At 36.0% G+C, this 17,402-nt stretch carries 21 protein-coding genes and 1 pseudogene; 5 read left to right on the plus strand and 17 right to left on the minus strand.

Translation table 11 applies throughout. The features are described from left to right. Positions 1 to 2: 2 nt before the first annotated feature. Genes argD through argC form a run of 4 tightly spaced genes read right to left on the minus strand, consistent with a single transcriptional unit; the run spans position 3 to position 4,210 of the window. Entirely contained in the window at positions 3 to 1,163 is a 1,161-nt protein-coding gene (argD, locus tag AC3WTA_RS08295; protein WP_000200520.1) for an acetylornithine transaminase, read from the minus strand. Continuing rightward, positions 1,160 to 1,927: an acetylglutamate kinase gene (gene argB / locus AC3WTA_RS08300; RefSeq protein WP_001286780.1), complete on the minus strand. Its 768-nt coding sequence runs from the start codon at positions 1,925 to 1,927 to the stop codon at positions 1,160 to 1,162. Before argB ends, argD begins: the two co-directional genes overlap by 4 nt. Before the next feature lie 11 nt (positions 1,928 to 1,938). Continuing rightward, positions 1,939 to 3,162, minus strand: coding sequence for a bifunctional glutamate N-acetyltransferase/amino-acid acetyltransferase ArgJ (gene argJ / locus AC3WTA_RS08305; RefSeq protein WP_000598466.1), 1,224 nt, complete (start codon positions 3,160 to 3,162; stop codon positions 1,939 to 1,941). A 10-nt stretch (positions 3,163 to 3,172) separates the two neighbouring features. After that, positions 3,173 to 4,210, minus strand: a complete 1,038-nt coding sequence (argC, locus tag AC3WTA_RS08310; RefSeq protein ID WP_000861234.1) for an N-acetyl-gamma-glutamyl-phosphate reductase — start codon at positions 4,208 to 4,210, stop codon at positions 3,173 to 3,175. A gap of 224 nt (positions 4,211 to 4,434) precedes the next feature. Between argC and AC3WTA_RS08315 the strand changes: the two genes are divergently transcribed. Next, positions 4,435 to 4,620 (plus strand): YqzH family protein, encoded by a 186-nt coding sequence (locus tag AC3WTA_RS08315; protein WP_001003210.1) that lies wholly within the window; start codon positions 4,435 to 4,437, stop codon positions 4,618 to 4,620. 30 nt (positions 4,621 to 4,650) lie between these two features. Here the strand turns inward: AC3WTA_RS08315 and AC3WTA_RS08320 are convergent, their stop codons facing one another. Next, on the minus strand, positions 4,651 to 5,445 hold the full coding sequence (locus tag AC3WTA_RS08320; RefSeq protein ID WP_000147808.1) for an SDR family oxidoreductase: 795 nt from the start codon (positions 5,443 to 5,445) through the stop codon (positions 4,651 to 4,653). 9 nt (positions 5,446 to 5,454) lie between these two features. After that, positions 5,455 to 6,408: an MBL fold metallo-hydrolase gene (locus AC3WTA_RS08325; protein ID WP_000125143.1), complete on the minus strand. Its 954-nt coding sequence runs from the start codon at positions 6,406 to 6,408 to the stop codon at positions 5,455 to 5,457. Between the two features lie 165 nt (positions 6,409 to 6,573). On the opposite strand from AC3WTA_RS08325, the gene proI reads away from it, so the two are divergent. Further along, positions 6,574 to 7,413 (plus strand): pyrroline-5-carboxylate reductase ProI, encoded by an 840-nt coding sequence (gene proI / locus AC3WTA_RS08330; protein ID WP_000027261.1) that lies wholly within the window; start codon positions 6,574 to 6,576, stop codon positions 7,411 to 7,413. Positions 7,414 to 7,465: 52 nt separating this feature from the next. Here the strand turns inward: proI and sdaAA are convergent, their stop codons facing one another. From sdaAA to rnz, 4 genes are all read right to left on the minus strand, one after another. Beyond that, a complete protein-coding gene (gene sdaAA / locus AC3WTA_RS08335) occupies positions 7,466 to 8,344 on the minus strand; it encodes an L-serine ammonia-lyase, iron-sulfur-dependent, subunit alpha (protein WP_000489470.1) in 879 nt (292 codons plus the stop codon). An 18-nt stretch (positions 8,345 to 8,362) separates the two neighbouring features. Next, on the minus strand, positions 8,363 to 9,022 hold the full coding sequence (sdaAB, locus tag AC3WTA_RS08340; RefSeq protein ID WP_000877441.1) for an L-serine ammonia-lyase, iron-sulfur-dependent subunit beta: 660 nt from the start codon (positions 9,020 to 9,022) through the stop codon (positions 8,363 to 8,365). A gap of 45 nt (positions 9,023 to 9,067) precedes the next feature. Then, positions 9,068 to 9,205 carry a hypothetical protein gene (locus AC3WTA_RS08345; protein WP_164083070.1) on the minus strand — a complete coding sequence of 46 codons (138 nt, stop codon included), beginning with the start codon at positions 9,203 to 9,205 and terminating at the stop codon, positions 9,068 to 9,070. 561 nt (positions 9,206 to 9,766) lie between these two features. Continuing rightward, on the minus strand, positions 9,767 to 10,690 hold the full coding sequence (gene rnz, locus AC3WTA_RS08350; RefSeq protein WP_000397450.1) for a ribonuclease Z: 924 nt from the start codon (positions 10,688 to 10,690) through the stop codon (positions 9,767 to 9,769). Positions 10,691 to 10,879: 189 nt separating this feature from the next. Here rnz and AC3WTA_RS08355 point away from each other — a divergent pair, with 189 nt between their 5' ends. Beyond that, on the plus strand, positions 10,880 to 11,131 hold the full coding sequence (locus AC3WTA_RS08355; protein WP_000656495.1) for a DUF3932 family protein: 252 nt from the start codon (positions 10,880 to 10,882) through the stop codon (positions 11,129 to 11,131). Between the two features lie 89 nt (positions 11,132 to 11,220). Here AC3WTA_RS08355 and AC3WTA_RS08360 read toward each other — a convergent pair. Then, positions 11,221 to 11,298: pseudogene (locus AC3WTA_RS08360) on the minus strand (DNA polymerase IV); the annotation flags it as partial. A 90-nt stretch (positions 11,299 to 11,388) separates the two neighbouring features. Further along, positions 11,389 to 12,627, minus strand: coding sequence for a DNA polymerase IV (locus AC3WTA_RS08365; protein WP_001208848.1), 1,239 nt, complete (start codon positions 12,625 to 12,627; stop codon positions 11,389 to 11,391). Between the two features lie 143 nt (positions 12,628 to 12,770). Between AC3WTA_RS08365 and AC3WTA_RS08370 the strand changes: the two genes are divergently transcribed. Beyond that, complete coding sequence (locus tag AC3WTA_RS08370) at positions 12,771 to 12,971, plus strand: hypothetical protein (protein ID WP_000843272.1); 201 nt, start codon at positions 12,771 to 12,773, stop codon at positions 12,969 to 12,971. Positions 12,972 to 13,015: 44 nt separating this feature from the next. Here AC3WTA_RS08370 and AC3WTA_RS08375 read toward each other — a convergent pair whose 3' ends face one another. Next, positions 13,016 to 14,134 (minus strand): tripeptidase T, encoded by a 1,119-nt coding sequence (locus AC3WTA_RS08375; protein WP_000609806.1) that lies wholly within the window; start codon positions 14,132 to 14,134, stop codon positions 13,016 to 13,018. A 127-nt stretch (positions 14,135 to 14,261) separates the two neighbouring features. Continuing rightward, on the minus strand, positions 14,262 to 14,807 hold the full coding sequence (locus AC3WTA_RS08380) for a GNAT family N-acetyltransferase (RefSeq protein ID WP_033657628.1): 546 nt from the start codon (positions 14,805 to 14,807) through the stop codon (positions 14,262 to 14,264). 189 nt (positions 14,808 to 14,996) lie between these two features. Between AC3WTA_RS08380 and prli42 the strand changes: the two genes are divergently transcribed. Continuing rightward, complete coding sequence (prli42, locus tag AC3WTA_RS08385; RefSeq protein WP_000549038.1) at positions 14,997 to 15,089, plus strand: stressosome-associated protein Prli42; 93 nt, start codon at positions 14,997 to 14,999, stop codon at positions 15,087 to 15,089. A 77-nt stretch (positions 15,090 to 15,166) separates the two neighbouring features. Here the strand turns inward: prli42 and AC3WTA_RS08390 are convergent, their stop codons facing one another. The 3 genes from AC3WTA_RS08390 to AC3WTA_RS08400 form a co-directional block, all read right to left on the minus strand. Further along, positions 15,167 to 15,406: a DUF3894 domain-containing protein gene (locus AC3WTA_RS08390; RefSeq protein WP_000281162.1), complete on the minus strand. Its 240-nt coding sequence runs from the start codon at positions 15,404 to 15,406 to the stop codon at positions 15,167 to 15,169. Positions 15,407 to 15,539: 133 nt separating this feature from the next. Then, positions 15,540 to 16,100: a L,D-transpeptidase gene (locus AC3WTA_RS08395; RefSeq protein WP_001146549.1), complete on the minus strand. Its 561-nt coding sequence runs from the start codon at positions 16,098 to 16,100 to the stop codon at positions 15,540 to 15,542. Between the two features lie 15 nt (positions 16,101 to 16,115). Then, on the minus strand, positions 16,116 to 17,084 hold the full coding sequence (locus AC3WTA_RS08400; protein WP_000472675.1) for an aromatic acid exporter family protein: 969 nt from the start codon (positions 17,082 to 17,084) through the stop codon (positions 16,116 to 16,118). Positions 17,085 to 17,402 lie beyond the last annotated feature (318 nt).

Consider the following 17,402-nt stretch of genomic DNA (forward strand, 5'->3'; position numbering starts at 1 on the left):
CCTTATATGATTGATACGTTTTTTGTACAAACTACTTTTTTTATCATATATACTGCCTGTTCTAACTCTTCATTCATTACAATAAGTGGCGGTAATAGTCTTATCACATTAGGCCCTGCTTGTAATACGAGAAGTCCTTCTTTCTCTAGTTGTTCTATAAAACTTGCAACTTCATGCTTACACTCAATCCCAATCATAAGCCCCTTACCACGTATATTTTGAATATATTCAACATGTCGTAATTCCTCTCGCAACTTCTCTAATACGTACTCACCCTTTTCCTTTACCTCTTTTAAAAATGATGGATTCTTACTTACTTGCAATACTTCTTTCGCTGCAGCCATTGCAATATAATTTCCACCAAACGTTGAACCGTGTGATCCTGCAGTAAACGATGTTCCAAGTTCTTTCTGGCCAATCATCGCTCCAATGGGAATGCCATTGCCAAGCGCCTTAGCGGTAGTAACGATATGAGGATGTATTCCCATTTGTTCATAAGCAAATAATGTCCCTGTTCTTCCAATCCCTGTTTGTACTTCGTCAATAATAAATAAGGAACCGAATTTATTGCATAATGTTTCAATTGCTTTCAAAAAAGATAGATTAGCAGGTATGACTCCTCCCTCTCCTTGAACAACTTCTATCATAACTGCCGCGACTTCTTCATTCATTACTTCCTCTAACGCCTTTATATCGTTAAAAGGGATATGTAAAAAAGACGGAAGGAGCGGACCAAACCCTTCTTTCACTTTATTTTGTCCCGTCGCACTCATCGTTCCGAATGTTCTACCGTGAAAAGACTGCTCACATGTTATAACGAGAGATTTTCCAGTATGCTTACGGGCTAGCTTCAAAGCTGCCTCATTCGCCTCTGCCCCGCTATTACAGAAAAAAACAGAATCTAATGCTATATTTTCTGTTAATAATGACGCGACTTCTTCTTGTAAGCTATTTGTAAACAGGTTAGATATATGCCATATATCATGAAGTTGCTCTTGTACAGCTTTCATAACAGTAGGGTGACAATGACCTAAATTACATACGCCAATTCCTGATGTGAAATCTAAATATTGCTTACCATTTTTATCAATGACTTCCGTTCCACTCCCCTTTACAAACTCAATATTTCTTCTCCCATACGTTTGAAAAAGATGACTTGTCATACGATACTTACTCCTTTCGTTACCGTCGTTCCGATACAATCTCCCGTAACTTCAGTAAAATCTTTTGTACCGTTCACAATACTTATCTTTTGCACTCCCATTTTTAATGATGCTAGTGCCGCCTGTACTTTCGGGATCATCCCGCCTGTAATAACTCCTTTTTCTATAAAAGTAACAATTTCAAATTCATCCGTTTTCTTTACTAACTTTCCTTCATGTAATATCCCATCTACATCCGTAATAAAAATGAGTTCTTTTGCGGATAACGCGGCTGCAATTCCAGCTGCAGCGGTATCCGCATTTATGTTATAAATCTCATTATCATTTATCCCAACCGGAGCAATGACAGGAATATAATTCAAATTTATTAACCCTTTTAGTAAGGCTGTTTCAACATAACTTACTTCTCCCACATATCCTATTTCTTCGCTGACAGGTTGAACTTGAAGTAAATTGCCGTCACACCCTGAACAACCTACTGCAAGTAAATTATGCCTTTGCAACTTCATTACGAGTTTTTTATTCGTACTTCCGCATAGCACCATTTGAACAACATCCATAACTTCTTTTGGTGTTACTCGTAACCCATCTCTTTTTTCTACTTTGATGTTACAATCTTTTAATTGCGCATCAATTTCTGGGCCGCCACCATGGACAATCACTACTTTATACTTCTGTTGCAATTTCTTTATACAATCAAAAAACACATCATTTAATTGATCCAACATACTACCGCCGCATTTCACTACAATATAATCGCTCATCTTCCCTCTCCTTATGTACGATAACAAGCGTTTATTTTCACATATTCATAGCTTAAGTCACAGCCCCAAGCTGATCCGGTTTCTTCTCCTAAATGTAAATACACGTCAATCATAATTTCATGTTCTTTTAATTTCTTTTTCATTTCCTCTTCAGAAAACATTTGAGGTTCACTATTTTTTAACACAGCGATAGATTGAAGTGTAATATCAATTGTATTTGGATGAATCGCTACTTCACTTTGTCCCATACTACTAATAATTCGCCCCCAATTTGGGTCTTCACCATGTATTGCTGTTTTCACAAGACTCGAACCGACTATTTGCTTTGCAATTTTCTTTGCCTCTTCATTCGTTCGAGCCCCTAGCACATTTACTTCTATTAACTTCGTAGCACCTTCACCATCTTGTGCAATTTTTTTTGCTAAATCTTCACATACCTTCTGTAAAGCAAATACGAAAGTTTCCCAATCTGCATGTTCCATATTGATTGGTTTCGTTTCTGATAATCCACTTGCCATAACGATAACCATATCATTCGTAGAAGTATCTCCATCCACCGTAATTTGATTAAATGTATGATTCGTTATTTGTGATAATGCTATTTGCAATACATCATGCTCTATATGAGCGTCTGTCGTAATAAAACTCAGCATCGTTGCCATATTCGGATGAATCATCCCTGAACCTTTAGCAACACCAGCAAGCACCACTTTCTTCCCATCAATCTTCATCTCATAGCACGTTTCTTTCGTTATAAGATCCGTCGTTAAAATCGCTTCAGCAAAAGAACGTGCTTTACTTACTTCCTTCGTCGGGATAAGATTTGCAACTCCCTTTCGGATTATATCCATCGGTAAAGGAACACCAATTACACCTGTTGAAGCTACTGCAACGTAATTTTCTTTCACTCCAAAATGTTCGGCCCCTAATGCACGTATCTCGTACGCATCTTGTAATCCTTTCATTCCTGTACAAGCATTTGCATTTCCACTATTGACGATAATCGCTTGTAATTTCCCTTCAGCTACTATACTATCTTTCGTTACTTGCAGCGGGGCTGCTTGTATTTGATTCGTTGTATAAACGGCGGCACATGATGCTGGCACTTCACAAATGATTACACCTAAATCCTTTTTTTCTTTTTTTAAACCATTTGCAGTACCGATTGCCGAAAAGCCTTTTGGCGTTACAATTGAACCATTTTCTAATTTTGTTATAGACTCTACTTTAATCATCATGTCCCCCTTATAGATAAAGCGGCATATGTTGTAAACCTGTTGTTTCTTCTAGTCCCGCTACTATGTTTGCATTTTGAATCGCTTGCCCAGCCGCACCTTTCATCATATTGTCTATAACAGAAACGACTGTCACTCTTCCTGTTCTTTCATCGTAAGCTATCCCCATATCACAATAATTTGATCCCCTCACTTCTTTCGGACTTGGAAACTCTCCTTGCGTGCGAATTCGAATAAAAGCCGATTGTTCATATGTTTCTTCATATAATTTTTGAAGTTGTTCTATTTCCATTTCTCGTTTTACTTTCGCATAAAGTGTAACCATAATCCCTCGTGATATCGGTATTAAATGTGTACTAAACGTGATTGGCTTCGTTTCCCTATTCCACTCTGCAAGCATTTGCTCAATCTCAGGAATGTGTTGATGCTCATTTACTTTATAAATGTGCAAGTTATCGTATAACTCAGGAAAGTGAGTCATTGTTGTTGGCGTTTTGCCCGCTCCAGATACTCCTGATTTCGCATCAATAATAATGGAATCTTCTTCAATCATGCCGCTACGTACTAACGGCAATATCGCTAATAATGCGGCTGTAGCAAAACATCCTGGGTTTGCAATTAAATTTGCATTTTGAATCTCGGACCTTTTCCATTCACTTAACCCATATACAGCTTCCTTAAGAACTTTTTCTTTTGCAGCTCCCTTTTTATACCACTGTTCATATGTCGAAGGATCTTTCATACGAAAGTCTCCAGATAGGTCAATTACTTTTAAACCTACTGCTAATAATTTTGGAGTTAACTCTGCCGACACTCCTGCTGGGGTTGCTAAAAATACAATTTCTGCTTTCTTCTCTATCTCCTCAACATCAATTTCTTGTAACGTATAGACAAGAACATTTTGAAAATGCGGATATACATTTGTTATACACTCGCCAACTTGCGAAAAAGAATGGAGAGAGGCTATCGAAAAATATGGATGTTGCTCTAATAACCGAATTAACTCAATACCTCCATACCCAGTTGCTCCAATAATTGCGACTTTCATATGCTCCTCCTCATATCGATTCTTTAAATTAAGTATGATTATAATATTGTATATTTATAGAGTCAATTAAATATTTATAAATTTTACAAACTTAAAAAACTTAATTTTACTAGAAAAACAATATACACAAACGAATTTTTATACAGAAACAGTGTATAGTAGTTTTTTCATTTCACTTCAAGTACAATAAAACAATACATGTATACATACAGGCGGGGAAAAACATGAATGAGAAATTAATTGAGAAAATGATCATAAAAAGTTTTCAACAATATCAATGTAATCCTATGTCAAATGAGGATCAGGAAATGCTAATTAAACATATTCAAACGATAATTCATTCAAATACTGAAATTGATGTATACGAGGCAGTTGAAGATATCGTTTACGATTATGTGACTGGAAAATAAAAAAATAGGAGATTTCCATATGGAAATCTCCTATTTTTTACTTAATGATTTACCTGCAACACGCTCAAATAAACCTGGGAATAGAGCATACAATTTCGGACCAATGCCCATCCATTTCGGTAAGTTTACTTCACGCTTTTTCGTTTGCATCGATTTTACAATTTGCTCTGCTACATACGTCGGCTTTAACATATAACGTCCCATATTTTTCACATATGTACCGGATTGATCCGCTATTTCAAAAAAGTTTGTATCTATCGGACCTGGATTAATCGCTGTTACGAAAATATTTGTACTAGACAACTCCATGCGTAAACTATTCGTAAATCCTAGTACTGCATGTTTCGTCGCTGCATACGCACTCGATTTCGGAGTTGCAATTTTCCCAGCAAGTGAAGCAATATTAATAATATGTCCTTCGTTCCTTTTCACCATATAGGGTAGTACCGCTTTCGTACAAGCTACTAATCCAAATACATTTACTTGGAACATATCTTTCACTTCATCCATTGACGCATCTTCAAATGTTTTAAAAATACCAAATCCCGCATTGTTTACTAATATATCAATACGTCCCACTTCTTGTAATACCTTTGAAAAAACAGATTGTACTTCCGTCTCTTCACTTACATCTAATACATAATAATAGCAAGGCGTATTATAAGTTTCTTTAATTTTCTCTGCTAACGCTTTTAATTTCTCTTCTGTTCTAGCCATTAATACTGGAGTCGCCCCCTGCTCTGCAACTTGCATTGCAACTTGCTCTCCAATTCCACTAGAAGCACCTGTAATGACGATTACTTTATTTTGTAAACGTCCCGTCATTGCTGTCACCTACTTTGCATAATAAATCAATTGTTGCGAAGATTCATCAATCATCACTTGTTGATTATATGCTAAAAAGTCTAATTGTCCAACAGTTTCTGAAATAGTAAGCGGCAATTGCTCCTTATATAATACCGGAAATAGTTTTACACATACTTCAAATGCTGTCATTGGTTTTTCCTTTAATAACTCAAGCACTTTAAACGCACGTGTTTCTTGCTTTTGTAATCTCGTTTCAATAAGTTGTTTCACATTTAGAACATCTTCTCCATGTCCTGATAAAATGCGCGAAATATTCATTTCACTTAAACGCTTTAATGTTTGATTATATTGTAATAACGGGCGCGCCCTTTCTGTTTGTCCTTCATATGGTGGTTCTAATATGGGATTCGAAGAAATATGACTAATGAGAGCATCCCCGCCAATTAATATTCCATCAGATTCTCTATATAATGAAATATGAGTGGAAGCATGACCTGGTGTTTCGATTACTGTAAATCCAGGTAAAGAATCAATACGATCTCCCTCTCTCACAGTATGCGTTAACGATCTATTACAAGAATATTTAAGTGTCTTCGTCGTCAATAACGCCTCGTCTTTCAAAAATGCCGCTGGAACACCAAATTGCAAAGCTGTCTCTCTAAAAAACTCATGATACCACTTTAAAAATTTTGGATTTTGCGTGATCCAAGGCTCATTCCAAGGATGTCCAATAATGTTCGTTTTCTCAGAAAATATATTTAAAAGCCCACAATGATCCGCATGATGATGCGTAATGACTACTGTTTTAATATCTTCTATCGCATATCCTAATGTACCTAATTGCCTTTCTAACGCACTTCTTGCCTCTTCTGTATTCGTCCCTGTATCAATTAATGTTAATGTCTCCCCCTCAACTAAAAACACATTCACAGTTTCAACTGCAAATGGCACAGGAATCTCCATTCGGTGAATCGCCGTCATGCTTAGCCCCCCTGTCTCTTTCCGGTTCAAAAATGAATACTTCTTCAGTTTACAACTTCTATATATATTTGTCATTATTTTCAGATAAAAAGAGGTGTTTCCTATAAAAAAACGAATGTATGTACATTTATAAGAATTTCTAACCAAACTTAAAGGAGGAACATCATGTCTATTCAAAACATTTCCTTTCTCGGTGCAGGCTCTATTGCTGAAGCTATTATTGGTGGCTTGTTACATGCAAATGTTGTGAAAGGCGAACAAATTACCGTAAGTAATCGTTCTAACGAGACAAGATTGCAGGAGCTACATAAAAAATATGGCGTCAAAGGTACGCATAATAAAAAAGAGCTACTTACTGATACAACTATTCTTTTTCTAGCAATGAAACCAAAGGATGTTGCAGAAGCACTTACTCCTTTTAAAGAAGATATACATAATAACCTGCTTATTATTTCCTTATTAGCAGGTGTTTCTACTCACTCGATTAGAAACCTGCTTCAAAAAGATGTTCCAATTATTCGTGCGATGCCAAATACATCTGCAGCTATTTTAAAATCAGCTACTGCTATCTCGCCTTCAAAACATGCAACAGCGGAACATATTCAGACTGCCATAGCTTTATTTGAAACGATCGGTCTCGTCTCTGTTGTAGAGGAAGAAGATATGCATGCTGTCACTGCATTATCTGGAAGTGGGCCTGCTTATATTTATTACGTAGTGGAAGCGATGGAAGAAGCCGCAAAAACAATTGGTTTAAAAGAAGATGTTGCAAAGTCACTTATTCTTCAGACGATGATTGGTGCTGCTGAAATGCTAAAAGCAAGTGAAAAACACCCTTCTGTTTTGCGAAAGGAAATTACTTCTCCTGGCGGAACGACCGAAGCAGGCATTGAAGTATTACAAGAACATAAATTTCAACAAGCACTTATTTCTTGTATTACACAGGCTACACAACGATCACATAATCTTGGGAAAACATTAGAACAACTAACAAAAGAAAAATAAAAAATGGAGCTCAATTTTACTTTAGCTCCATTTTTTTATTAACATATATTGTTTAGTTATTAGTCTTCCCAAAAATCTCTTCCTGCAGACGGCGACCAGTTGGTGTTGCTGCAAGTCCACCTTCAGCTGTTTCACGAAGTGCTACTGGCATCGTTTGTCCGATTCTAAACATCGCCTCAATCACTTCATCACATGGAATTGTACTCGTTACGCCAGCTAATGCTAAATCAGCTGAAATCATCGCGTTCGCAGCTCCTGCTGCATTACGTTTTACACAAGGTACTTCTACAAGCCCTGCAACAGGATCACATACTAAACCAAGCATATTCTTTAATGAAATCGCCATCGCTGTAGCTGCTTGATCTTGTGTTCCACCAGCCATCTCAACTGCTGCTGCTGCTGCCATTCCACTTGCTGAACCTACTTCAGCTTGGCAACCTCCTGCCGCGCCGGAAATACAAGCATTATTCGCAACAACCATACCGAAAGCTCCTGCTGTAAATAAAAATTCGATCATCTCTTCGCGTGTCGGCTGTAATTTTTCTTGCAGTGCAAACAGTACACCTGGCACTGTTCCAGCAGACCCTGCTGTTGGTGTTGCACAAATAATTCCCATCGCTGCGTTTACTTCATTTGTTGCAACAGCTTTACTCACCGCGTCCAAAATCGTATCTCCAGATAAGCCTTTTCCGCTATTCATATACGCCTGAACTTTTACAGCATCTCCGCCAGTTAAACCAGTTGGTGATTTCACTCCGCGAATACCACGTTCTACTGCTTGCTCCATCACGACTAAGTTCTTTTCCATACCAGCAATTACTTCTTCACGTGAAATACTTCTTGTTTTCATTTCACATTGAATCATAATTTCTGCGATTTTTACATTTTGTTCTTTAGCTTGCGCCACTAGTTCCGCTGCGTTCCGAAACATGGTGTGTCCCCCCTGCAATTATTCCATAATAGTTACTTGACAAATATTTTGTTGCGCGTTTATTTCTTCAATCACTTCATCTGCTAATAATTCATCTGTTTCGATAACCATAAGCGCTCTTCTTCCTTTTTCTTTACGAGAAACACTCATTGTACTAATGTTAATTTCATGTTTCGCAAGGATTGAAGCTACTGCTGCAATAGCACCGAAGCGATCGTTATTTACAATAAGTAGTGCTGGACTCGTGCCTGTTAATTGAAGATCGAATCCGTTTAATTCTACAACTTCAATTTTACCGCCACCAATTGAGCAAGCAACAACTTCAATTTCTTCTTCACCTTTATACAAACGAATTCTCGCTGTATTTGGGTGAGGTGCATTTGCATCTTCTTCAATGAATTCTACTTCGATTTTGCGCTCTTTTGCTATGTCTAGCGCCTCTGGAATACGTAAGTCATCTGTTTCAAACCCTAATATTCCACCGATCAATGCTACATCCGTACCATGCCCTCGATACGTCTTTGCAAATGATCCATATAATGAAATGCTTACTCTTTCTGGTTCATGACGAAACAGCTGGCGAGCAACTTGCCCCATTCTTGCTGCGCCTGCTGTATGTGAACTTGATGGACCAATCATAACTGGACCAATAATATCAAATACTGAGCGATACTTCATCATAACTCCCCCTAAACCTCTATGCAAAAATTTTTTACTATTCTATTAAGCTACCGAATCGGTTGCTTTTCCAGTTGTACGACGAATTTGTTCCGCTATACGAATTGGATAGTTTTTGAATAACAGTGAAGCAATATATCCTGAAATAATACCAATTATCATAATAAATAAGAAACTTAGCATTACCTTCATTTAAAAATAATATAAGCTAATCCAGAATAAAGTCTGGTAGCAATCCAAAGTTTAACACAGAACCCCTTACAAGGATAGCATAAACAAGTGAAACGCCCATTGCTTTCATACCTTTTAGTGCTTTAAGGCTAAAAAGTAAAAAAAGACTTCATACAAATAATAGTAATATCTTTCCTATTATAAATTCCATGTTGCTCTCTCACGATTTAGTCAACTTCACTTATTACGACAAATGGCTAAAATGCATGTAGCCTACAATAAATTTTGATCTGCCCTCATTATAGCTCGTTTTTAATAAAACGCTTACTTTTAATGAATTTTAAAAGTTCTGAATAACGATCTGTTTTTGCTATTTGTACCACTCGTATGTCATCTGACTTATATAACAGTTTTTCTAAACAATCGGTACTATGCATTTTTATCCCATCTCTTCACATCATTAAAACTTTCTGTTCCATCCAATATAAACATAAAATGATAACAGTTTTATTTTAAAATTTTTTTAGAAATAAAAAAATGGCAACCTTTCGTCACCATTTTTTCACACCATTATTATCTTTCTACCGGAAAAATTTTTAAGTCCGTAGCTATTTCTGTATTAGAAAATAGCTCTCTTGCCTCTTTCCATAATTCCTTATATGTATCCCCTTGATAACGAGAACTAATATGAGTCAATATTAATCGTTTTGCATTTGCCTGAAGTGCAATACTCGCAGCTTGCTTAGATGTGGAATGAAAATAATCATACGCTTGTTGTTCATCTTCTGCTGCAAAAGTTGCTTCATGAACAAGTACGTCAGCGTCTTGTGCCAGCTCTCTACTCGCTTCACAATATCTTGTATCACCTAAAATGGTAATAATTCTTCCCTTTTGAGGTGGGCCAATAAAGTCTTTTCCATTTAATATCGTACCATTTTCTAATTCAACTACTTCTCCATCTTTTAAACGTTTAAAGAGCGGGCCCGGTTTCACACCCATCTCCAGCAATTTATCGACTAAAAGAGCACCTTGTATATCTTTCTCTACAATACGATACCCAAAACATTCAATACCGTGTGACAATCTTTTCGTTTCCACGTGAAATTCATTATCTTCAAATACAGTACCTTCTTCTGTTATCTCCACAATTTCAAGTGGATATTTTACATGTGTCGTACTGACTGATAATGCCACTTCAATAAATTGTTTAATTCCTTTTGGTCCATACACTGTTAAAGGTGTAGTCCCTCCTTGAAATGAACGGCTTCCTAATAAACCAGGCAAGCCAAAAATATGATCACCATGTAAATGCGTAATAAATATTTTTTCAATGCGGCGTGGGCGTACTGATGTATGTAATATTTGATGTTGCGTCGCCTCGCCACAATCAAATAACCAAGTCTGTCCTCGTTCTTCTAACAATTGCAAAGCAATTGCCGAAACGTTCCTTCCTTTCGAAGGAACACCTGCACCAGTTCCTAAAAATACAAATTCCACTTTCTTTCCTCCAGCTCTTTATATAATCTACCTTTCATCTTACGGAATGTTATTTCAAATGGCAAATCGAATTTACATAACCAATCATCTAGACAACTATATAACACGAACGTTATACTCGAAAAACTTAGCAATTGTTCGTGTTTTATGCTAAAATGATTATACTACATTTTAAGGGAGCGTTTTATTATGAAAGAAGCATTTCGTTTACAAACTGATTTTTCATCTTCATTTGATCGCTGGGTAAGTTCTTTCGTGTCTGATCACCCAGCACAATTAGAATGGACGACTTTGAAAGAATTAATCCATGAATATACAACAACACATACAAATGATTCATTACCAACATATATTTCTTCAGCTTTAACATATTACGCACAACGCGTTTCAACAACAAACAGTTCAGAAATTGTTATTTTTGAAAATGCTACAATCTCATAATCTATAATAAAAAGCACTGGTTACAGTGCTTTTTATTTATACTTATTTAGCAAATCGGCATATTCCGTCCAAAAATTTGTATACATACTTCAATCAAATTCATCTAAATTTATCCTTTCACTTTATTTATTAAATAATTCTTTTGCTTGTAGTGCAAAAGAAACAATTTATTTTCTATAAAAACTTTATAGTAAAAAATTTCATAGTTAATTGTAAAAATAAAAGGTGTCATGATATTTACTACGTCATGACACCTTCTACATAAACTTATTTTCTAACTTTTGCTGAAAAGACTTTTCTTGCTTACGTAATACTTGACTACCTCGTTGTAAAATCGGCATTCCATACTTATCATTAATTTGATCGATGACAGCAAGTAGCGGCTCTTCTTTCGCATCTTCTTCAAATGAAAACAAATCTAATTGTTTCACCGATTCTGTCTTCCACTCTATTTCAGTAGCTGTAACACCTAATAAACGAACGGAATCACCGTCCCAATGTTGCTTCCATAAACGAGAGGCTGCCTGAAAAATATCTCGTTCTTCCCAAATGGCATTTTTCAGTTGCTTACTCCGCGTTACTGTCCGCCTATCATGATATTTAATCATAATTTGAATATTATAGCTGACAAGAGTTCGCTTTTGTAATCTTTTACTCACTGATTTTGATAGCCGTTCTAACATATCAAGTAATTCTTTCTCTTCATCCATATCCTTTGAAAAAGTCATCGAATTACCGACACTTTTATGTTGTCCCATTTGACTCGGATCAACTTCCCTATCATCCATACCTTTTGCCCGCTGTTGTAAATCAACACCATGCTTTCCAATTTTAGCGCGAATGATATGTTCGTTTCCTTTTGCTAACTGCTCAATTGTTTGTATATGAATATCATTTAATTTTTCAGCTGTTTTTTCTCCAATTCCATGCATCGCTCCAACCGGAAGTGGCCAAATCATTTCTGGAATATCTCGTTTTCGAAGCACCGTAATACCGAGAGGCTTTTTCATATCAGAAGCTGTTTTTGCTAGGAAAAGATTTGGAGCAATTCCGATGCTACATGGAAGTTGTAACTCTGTTAATAACGCCTGCTGAATCATCTTTGCTATTTCAAGAGGTGAACCGAGTGCGTAGCAATCTGTAATATCTAAATACCCCTCATCTATAGAGACTGGTTGTATTTTTTCCGTAAAACGGGAAAGAATTTGAAACATTTGAAATGAAGCTTCACGATATAATGTAAAATTAGGACGCATTACAACTAATTGCGGGCATAACCTTTTTGCTTCCCAAAGAGGCATCGTTGTACGTATTCCATAGTCTCTTGCCTCATAACTACATGTTATGATAATTCCTTTTCTTTCTTTTTCATTCCCGGCAACTGCTAACGGCTTCCCTTGTAATGATGGGTCATGAGCAATTTCAACAGATGCGAAAAAACAATTCATATCTACATGCAAAATAACACGACCATTTTTCGGATACATTTCTCGCATAATACTCACTCCTAATCAGAACGTTCGTTCTTTCATTATATCAAATTTTGCATAATAGTTATAATAATTGCTTATTCTTTTCCTTTTATACATTTGATATAATTTACATAAAATGTATAAAATCACAAAAAGGGGTGATTATGATGAAATCAACTAATAAACTCAACTATACGTTCCTTGTGATTATATTACTCATAGCCATTAATTATTTACTGCTTCCTATTTTTAATATTAATACGTTTGGGTTCTTCCCTCGCCTAGTACATATAGCAACAACTTATATATTGCCATGGATTTTCTTATATTGGCTGATCCGCCTTGTAAAAGCAATTGAATCAAAATAAAAAGCGTGTAAATCAATTGTGATTTACACGCTTTTTCTATTACATTACTTCGCTACTTCTTCAATAATTGCTATAACTAATTCTGCTGTTTTCGCTAATTCTTCAACAGGAATCTTTTCGTTTGTTGTATGAATTTCTTCATAACCAACCGCTAAGTTAACTGTTGGGATACCGTGTCCTGCAATTACGTTTGCATCACTTCCGCCACCACTTTGGTGAAGAGAAGGTGTACGACCAATGTTTTCAGCTGCACGTTTTGCAACTTCTACAACGTGATCCCCATCAGCAAATTTAAATCCTGGATACATAACGTTTACTTCAACGTCTGCTTGACCGCCCATTTCTTTTGCAGTTGTTTCAAATGCCTCTTTCATTTTCGCAACTTGTACTTCCATTTTCTCATTGATTAAAGAACGCGCTTCTGCAAAGATTTGTACATGATCGCAAACGATATTTGTTTGTGTACCACCTTCAAAACGTCCAATATTTGCAGTTGTTTCAGAATCAATACGACCAAGTGGCATCTTCGCAATTGCCTTCGCTGCGATAGTAATTGCAGATACACCTTTTTCTGGTGCTACACCAGCATGAGCTGTTTTCCCACGAATAATTGCATTCACTTTCGCTTGTGTTGGAGCTGCAACAACGATTTCACCAACTTTTCCATCGCTATCTAATGCGTAACCGTATTTCGCTGTAATGCGCTCACGATCTAATGCTTTTGCACCAACAAGACCAGATTCTTCTCCAACTGTAATAATAAATTCAATTTTACCATGAGGGATGTTTTTCTCTTTTAAAACACGAATTGCTTCGAACATTGATGCTAATCCAGCTTTATCATCCGCACCTAAAATCGTAGTACCATCTGATACGATATATCCATCTTTAATAGAAGGCTTAATTCCATTACCAGGAACTACTGTATCCATATGAGAAGTAAAGTAAATTGTATCAACACCATCTTTTGTTGCTGGTAAAGTACAAATTAAATTACCTGCACCATGCCCAGTAACAGCCATTGTGTCATCTTCAAATACTTCTACACCTAAATCTGTAAATTTCTTTGTTAATACTTTGCAAATTTCTGCTTCAAATTTCGTTTCAGAATCTACTTGTACTAATTCCATAAATTCATTTACTAAACGTTCTTGATTAATCATAAGACTGCGCCTCCTGCACTACCATTATGTATGTAACACTATTAATTATAACAGAATTTCGCAAAAGTTTCGAAATACAAGACAAAAAACAGACGGTTTATATGTCTAGATAACCATCTGCTTTCTATTACTCATTTAACAATACCCAGCGCATATGATCTTCCCATACTCCATTTACCATTAACATCTTCCTAGACACGCCCTCATATTGAAAGCCTATCTTCGTCACTACTTGTATAGATGCTAAATTTCGTGGCATAATTGGTGCTTCTATACGATGTAACTGAAATTCTTCGAAAGTAACTTGAATAGCTTTCCTAAGCGCTTCTGTCGTGTAACCTTTATTCAACTCTGCCTTATCTAATTTATAGCCGAGCACACAAGATTGATAAATACCGCGAACGATTAGATTAAATGAGATACACCCGATAATTTTTGTATCATCACCCTTTTTAAAAATCCAAAGCCTGATGATTTTACCTTCTGCAAACTCTTTTCTATCCTTTTGTAACTTTTTCTTCTGATAATCTAACGTAAAAAAATCATCCGGTCTATACTCTTCCCAAGCTTTTAAAAATTCACGATTTCTGTCGTAATATTGAAGAACTTTTTCAGCATACGACTCATCAATTTCCCTTAAATGTAAACGATTTGTTTCATATATTTTCATCATCGTATCTCCATTCTTCAGCTTGCATAACAAAAAAATTATACTCTATCATTATTATATATTCTCTACATACATACAAATTTCCTGTTATACTTTACACGCACTTCTCGAATTTTGTCACTTCTCTCCCCTTGTCCACAATATCATTTCTCGTTACAATGATATTGTACTGATTTGCAAGGAGGTTTAACGATGCATAAAAAAGCTCAAAAAGTTATGATTTATGTAATGCTAATTTCTATGCTTGTAACAACATTACTTGCTGGCGCAAGTATGTTTTGGTAAAAAGGACGATCTGTTCGTCCTTTTTTTACTTTTTACACATAACATAATAAAATAAACCATCTCGATATCGAGATGGTTTATTTTATATAAAGCACAATCGCTACAATACTAAAGGAAAATGACATTACAAGTGCTGTTATAAAACTTGTATATTGTTTCTGCTGAAATGCTCCAATAACAAAAGTAAGATTGAGTAATGCCATACATACAATTGCTACAAGATAAGAACATATATTAAAAGTTGCCAATATGAATGTAATAACAAATAGAAATCCCATAAAAAATTGCATATACGAAATTTTTGGATTCAAGTACATATGAGCAACCCCTTTATCTAATTTTTTATCCCGATTGGTGAGGGCTGATAATCCGCGGGTAAAAAACCTCCCACTAATTAAAGTTTCACTTTATCTTTCTATACTCTCATTAACTCATGGTTATGTACACATGTCAAGACAACTTATTACAATAGAAAAAGCCAACCTTTTCGTTGGCTTTTTCATATGCAATGGCTCCTTTTTGTTTTGCCAATTGCTGAAATGATTTTTTCGACTTCACAATCCATACTTTCGTTCCAATTGGAATGCGATCAAATAAATACTCCACATCGTTTTTCTTCATTCTTATACATCCTTGTGAAATATACTTTCCAATTGAACTAGGTTGGTTTGTTCCATGTATTCCATATTTACTTCCATCAGTTCCTCTTGCATTAAATCCAATCCACCTTGACCCAAGTGGATTTTTCGGTGACCCACCTGGAATATCCTTCGCAATATAATACGGATCCTTTGCTTTCATTACAACATCAAAAGTTCCCTCTGGAGTTAATTCATTTGTTTTCCCTGTCGCTACTGGAAAAACCTTTTGAATCTTTCCATCGTCAATATAAGCTAGTTTATTCGTCGCTTTATTTACAATAATAAAAGGATCTCCGGCACGTGGATTATCACCAAGAGGCCAAATAGGCGATAAAGAAAGACATAATATGAAAGAGAGAAGATACGGCATAATAATTCCTACCTTCTATATAAGTTCTTTTATATTATCCTTTCCCTTAAAACGGCTTTTAATGAGTAAATATTGTTCCATTTCATACACAAGTTGAACAAGCTTCGCACGTATCTCAAATTCTTCACGTGTAACGGGCAATGGCATGTCTCTAAATAATTCTCTCATTTCTTGAAGCTGTCTTAAGGAAATAACCCCAGTACTCTCAGGGCTAATAGCATTTCCAATGTTTTCAACCACATCCGCAATCATATCAGCTTGTTCATATGTCCATGATAAAGAAGCTGCTAATGGTATCATCCGTTCTAAAATTTCGAATTGTTGCATGCGCATATTAAAATAACGATAGTAATAGCCATCTTCTCGCATAAATGCATTCTCAAGTTTCTTAAACGATAAATCCCTTGCTTCATTTAGCATATTTTCAGTTTCAATAAGTTCTGCCCCGCTCCAGCTACTTTCTCTGTTTCGTAAATACACGACCATTTCAAACAAAATTGTTTTAAAGTTACTTTCTATTGTATCCTGATACTCTTTTAGCTTATTTTCACTACTTGGCATATACATATTCACTAATAAAGCCACGCTAATTCCTATCGTTAATATCGCAATTTCATTCCCAACAATAAGCCATGTAATTTGTTTCAATGAATATAGATGCATCACAATAACTGAACTCGTGACAATACCTTCTTGAATTTTGAGCATAACTGCAGTCGGAATAAATGTAAGTAATAATATACTAATTGCAAGTGGTGTATATCCAATTGTTTCAAAAATACAAAACGCGAATACCATTGATAATACACAAGCTAAAAAACGATGTAGCGATACTTGAAGTGATTTACGTTTCGTATTTTGTACACATAATATAACTAAAATGCCCGCTGAACTATAAAATTCTAATCCTAATAACTGCGCAATAAAAACTGCCGCACCTGTCCCTATTGCTGTTTTTACTGTACGATATCCAATTTTAAACATATCATTACTCCTATATGTATAAGTGTATTTACAGTTAGTGTCAACTACCCCACTGAGATGAAACGCTTCAGTGGGGCTTGAGTTAGAACGCTAGGTCTTTTCATCTATCGCTAGACAGTTGACGCTCTAGCATTCATGCCACCTTACAGTAACACCTCAAGTATGTTTTTGGTTGGTACTAGAAACGAACAATCGTTTTCCCACTTGCACCACCCTTTCGAAAAAGAGCAATTCTTCCTTGCGGAAGAAGCCACCACTCAGATGACTCCGGCGTGTGCTACAAGCCCCGACAAGTCGAGTACACATGGATGGTTGACT

Source organism: Bacillus sp. EB106-07-01-XG149 (assembly GCF_058791555.1).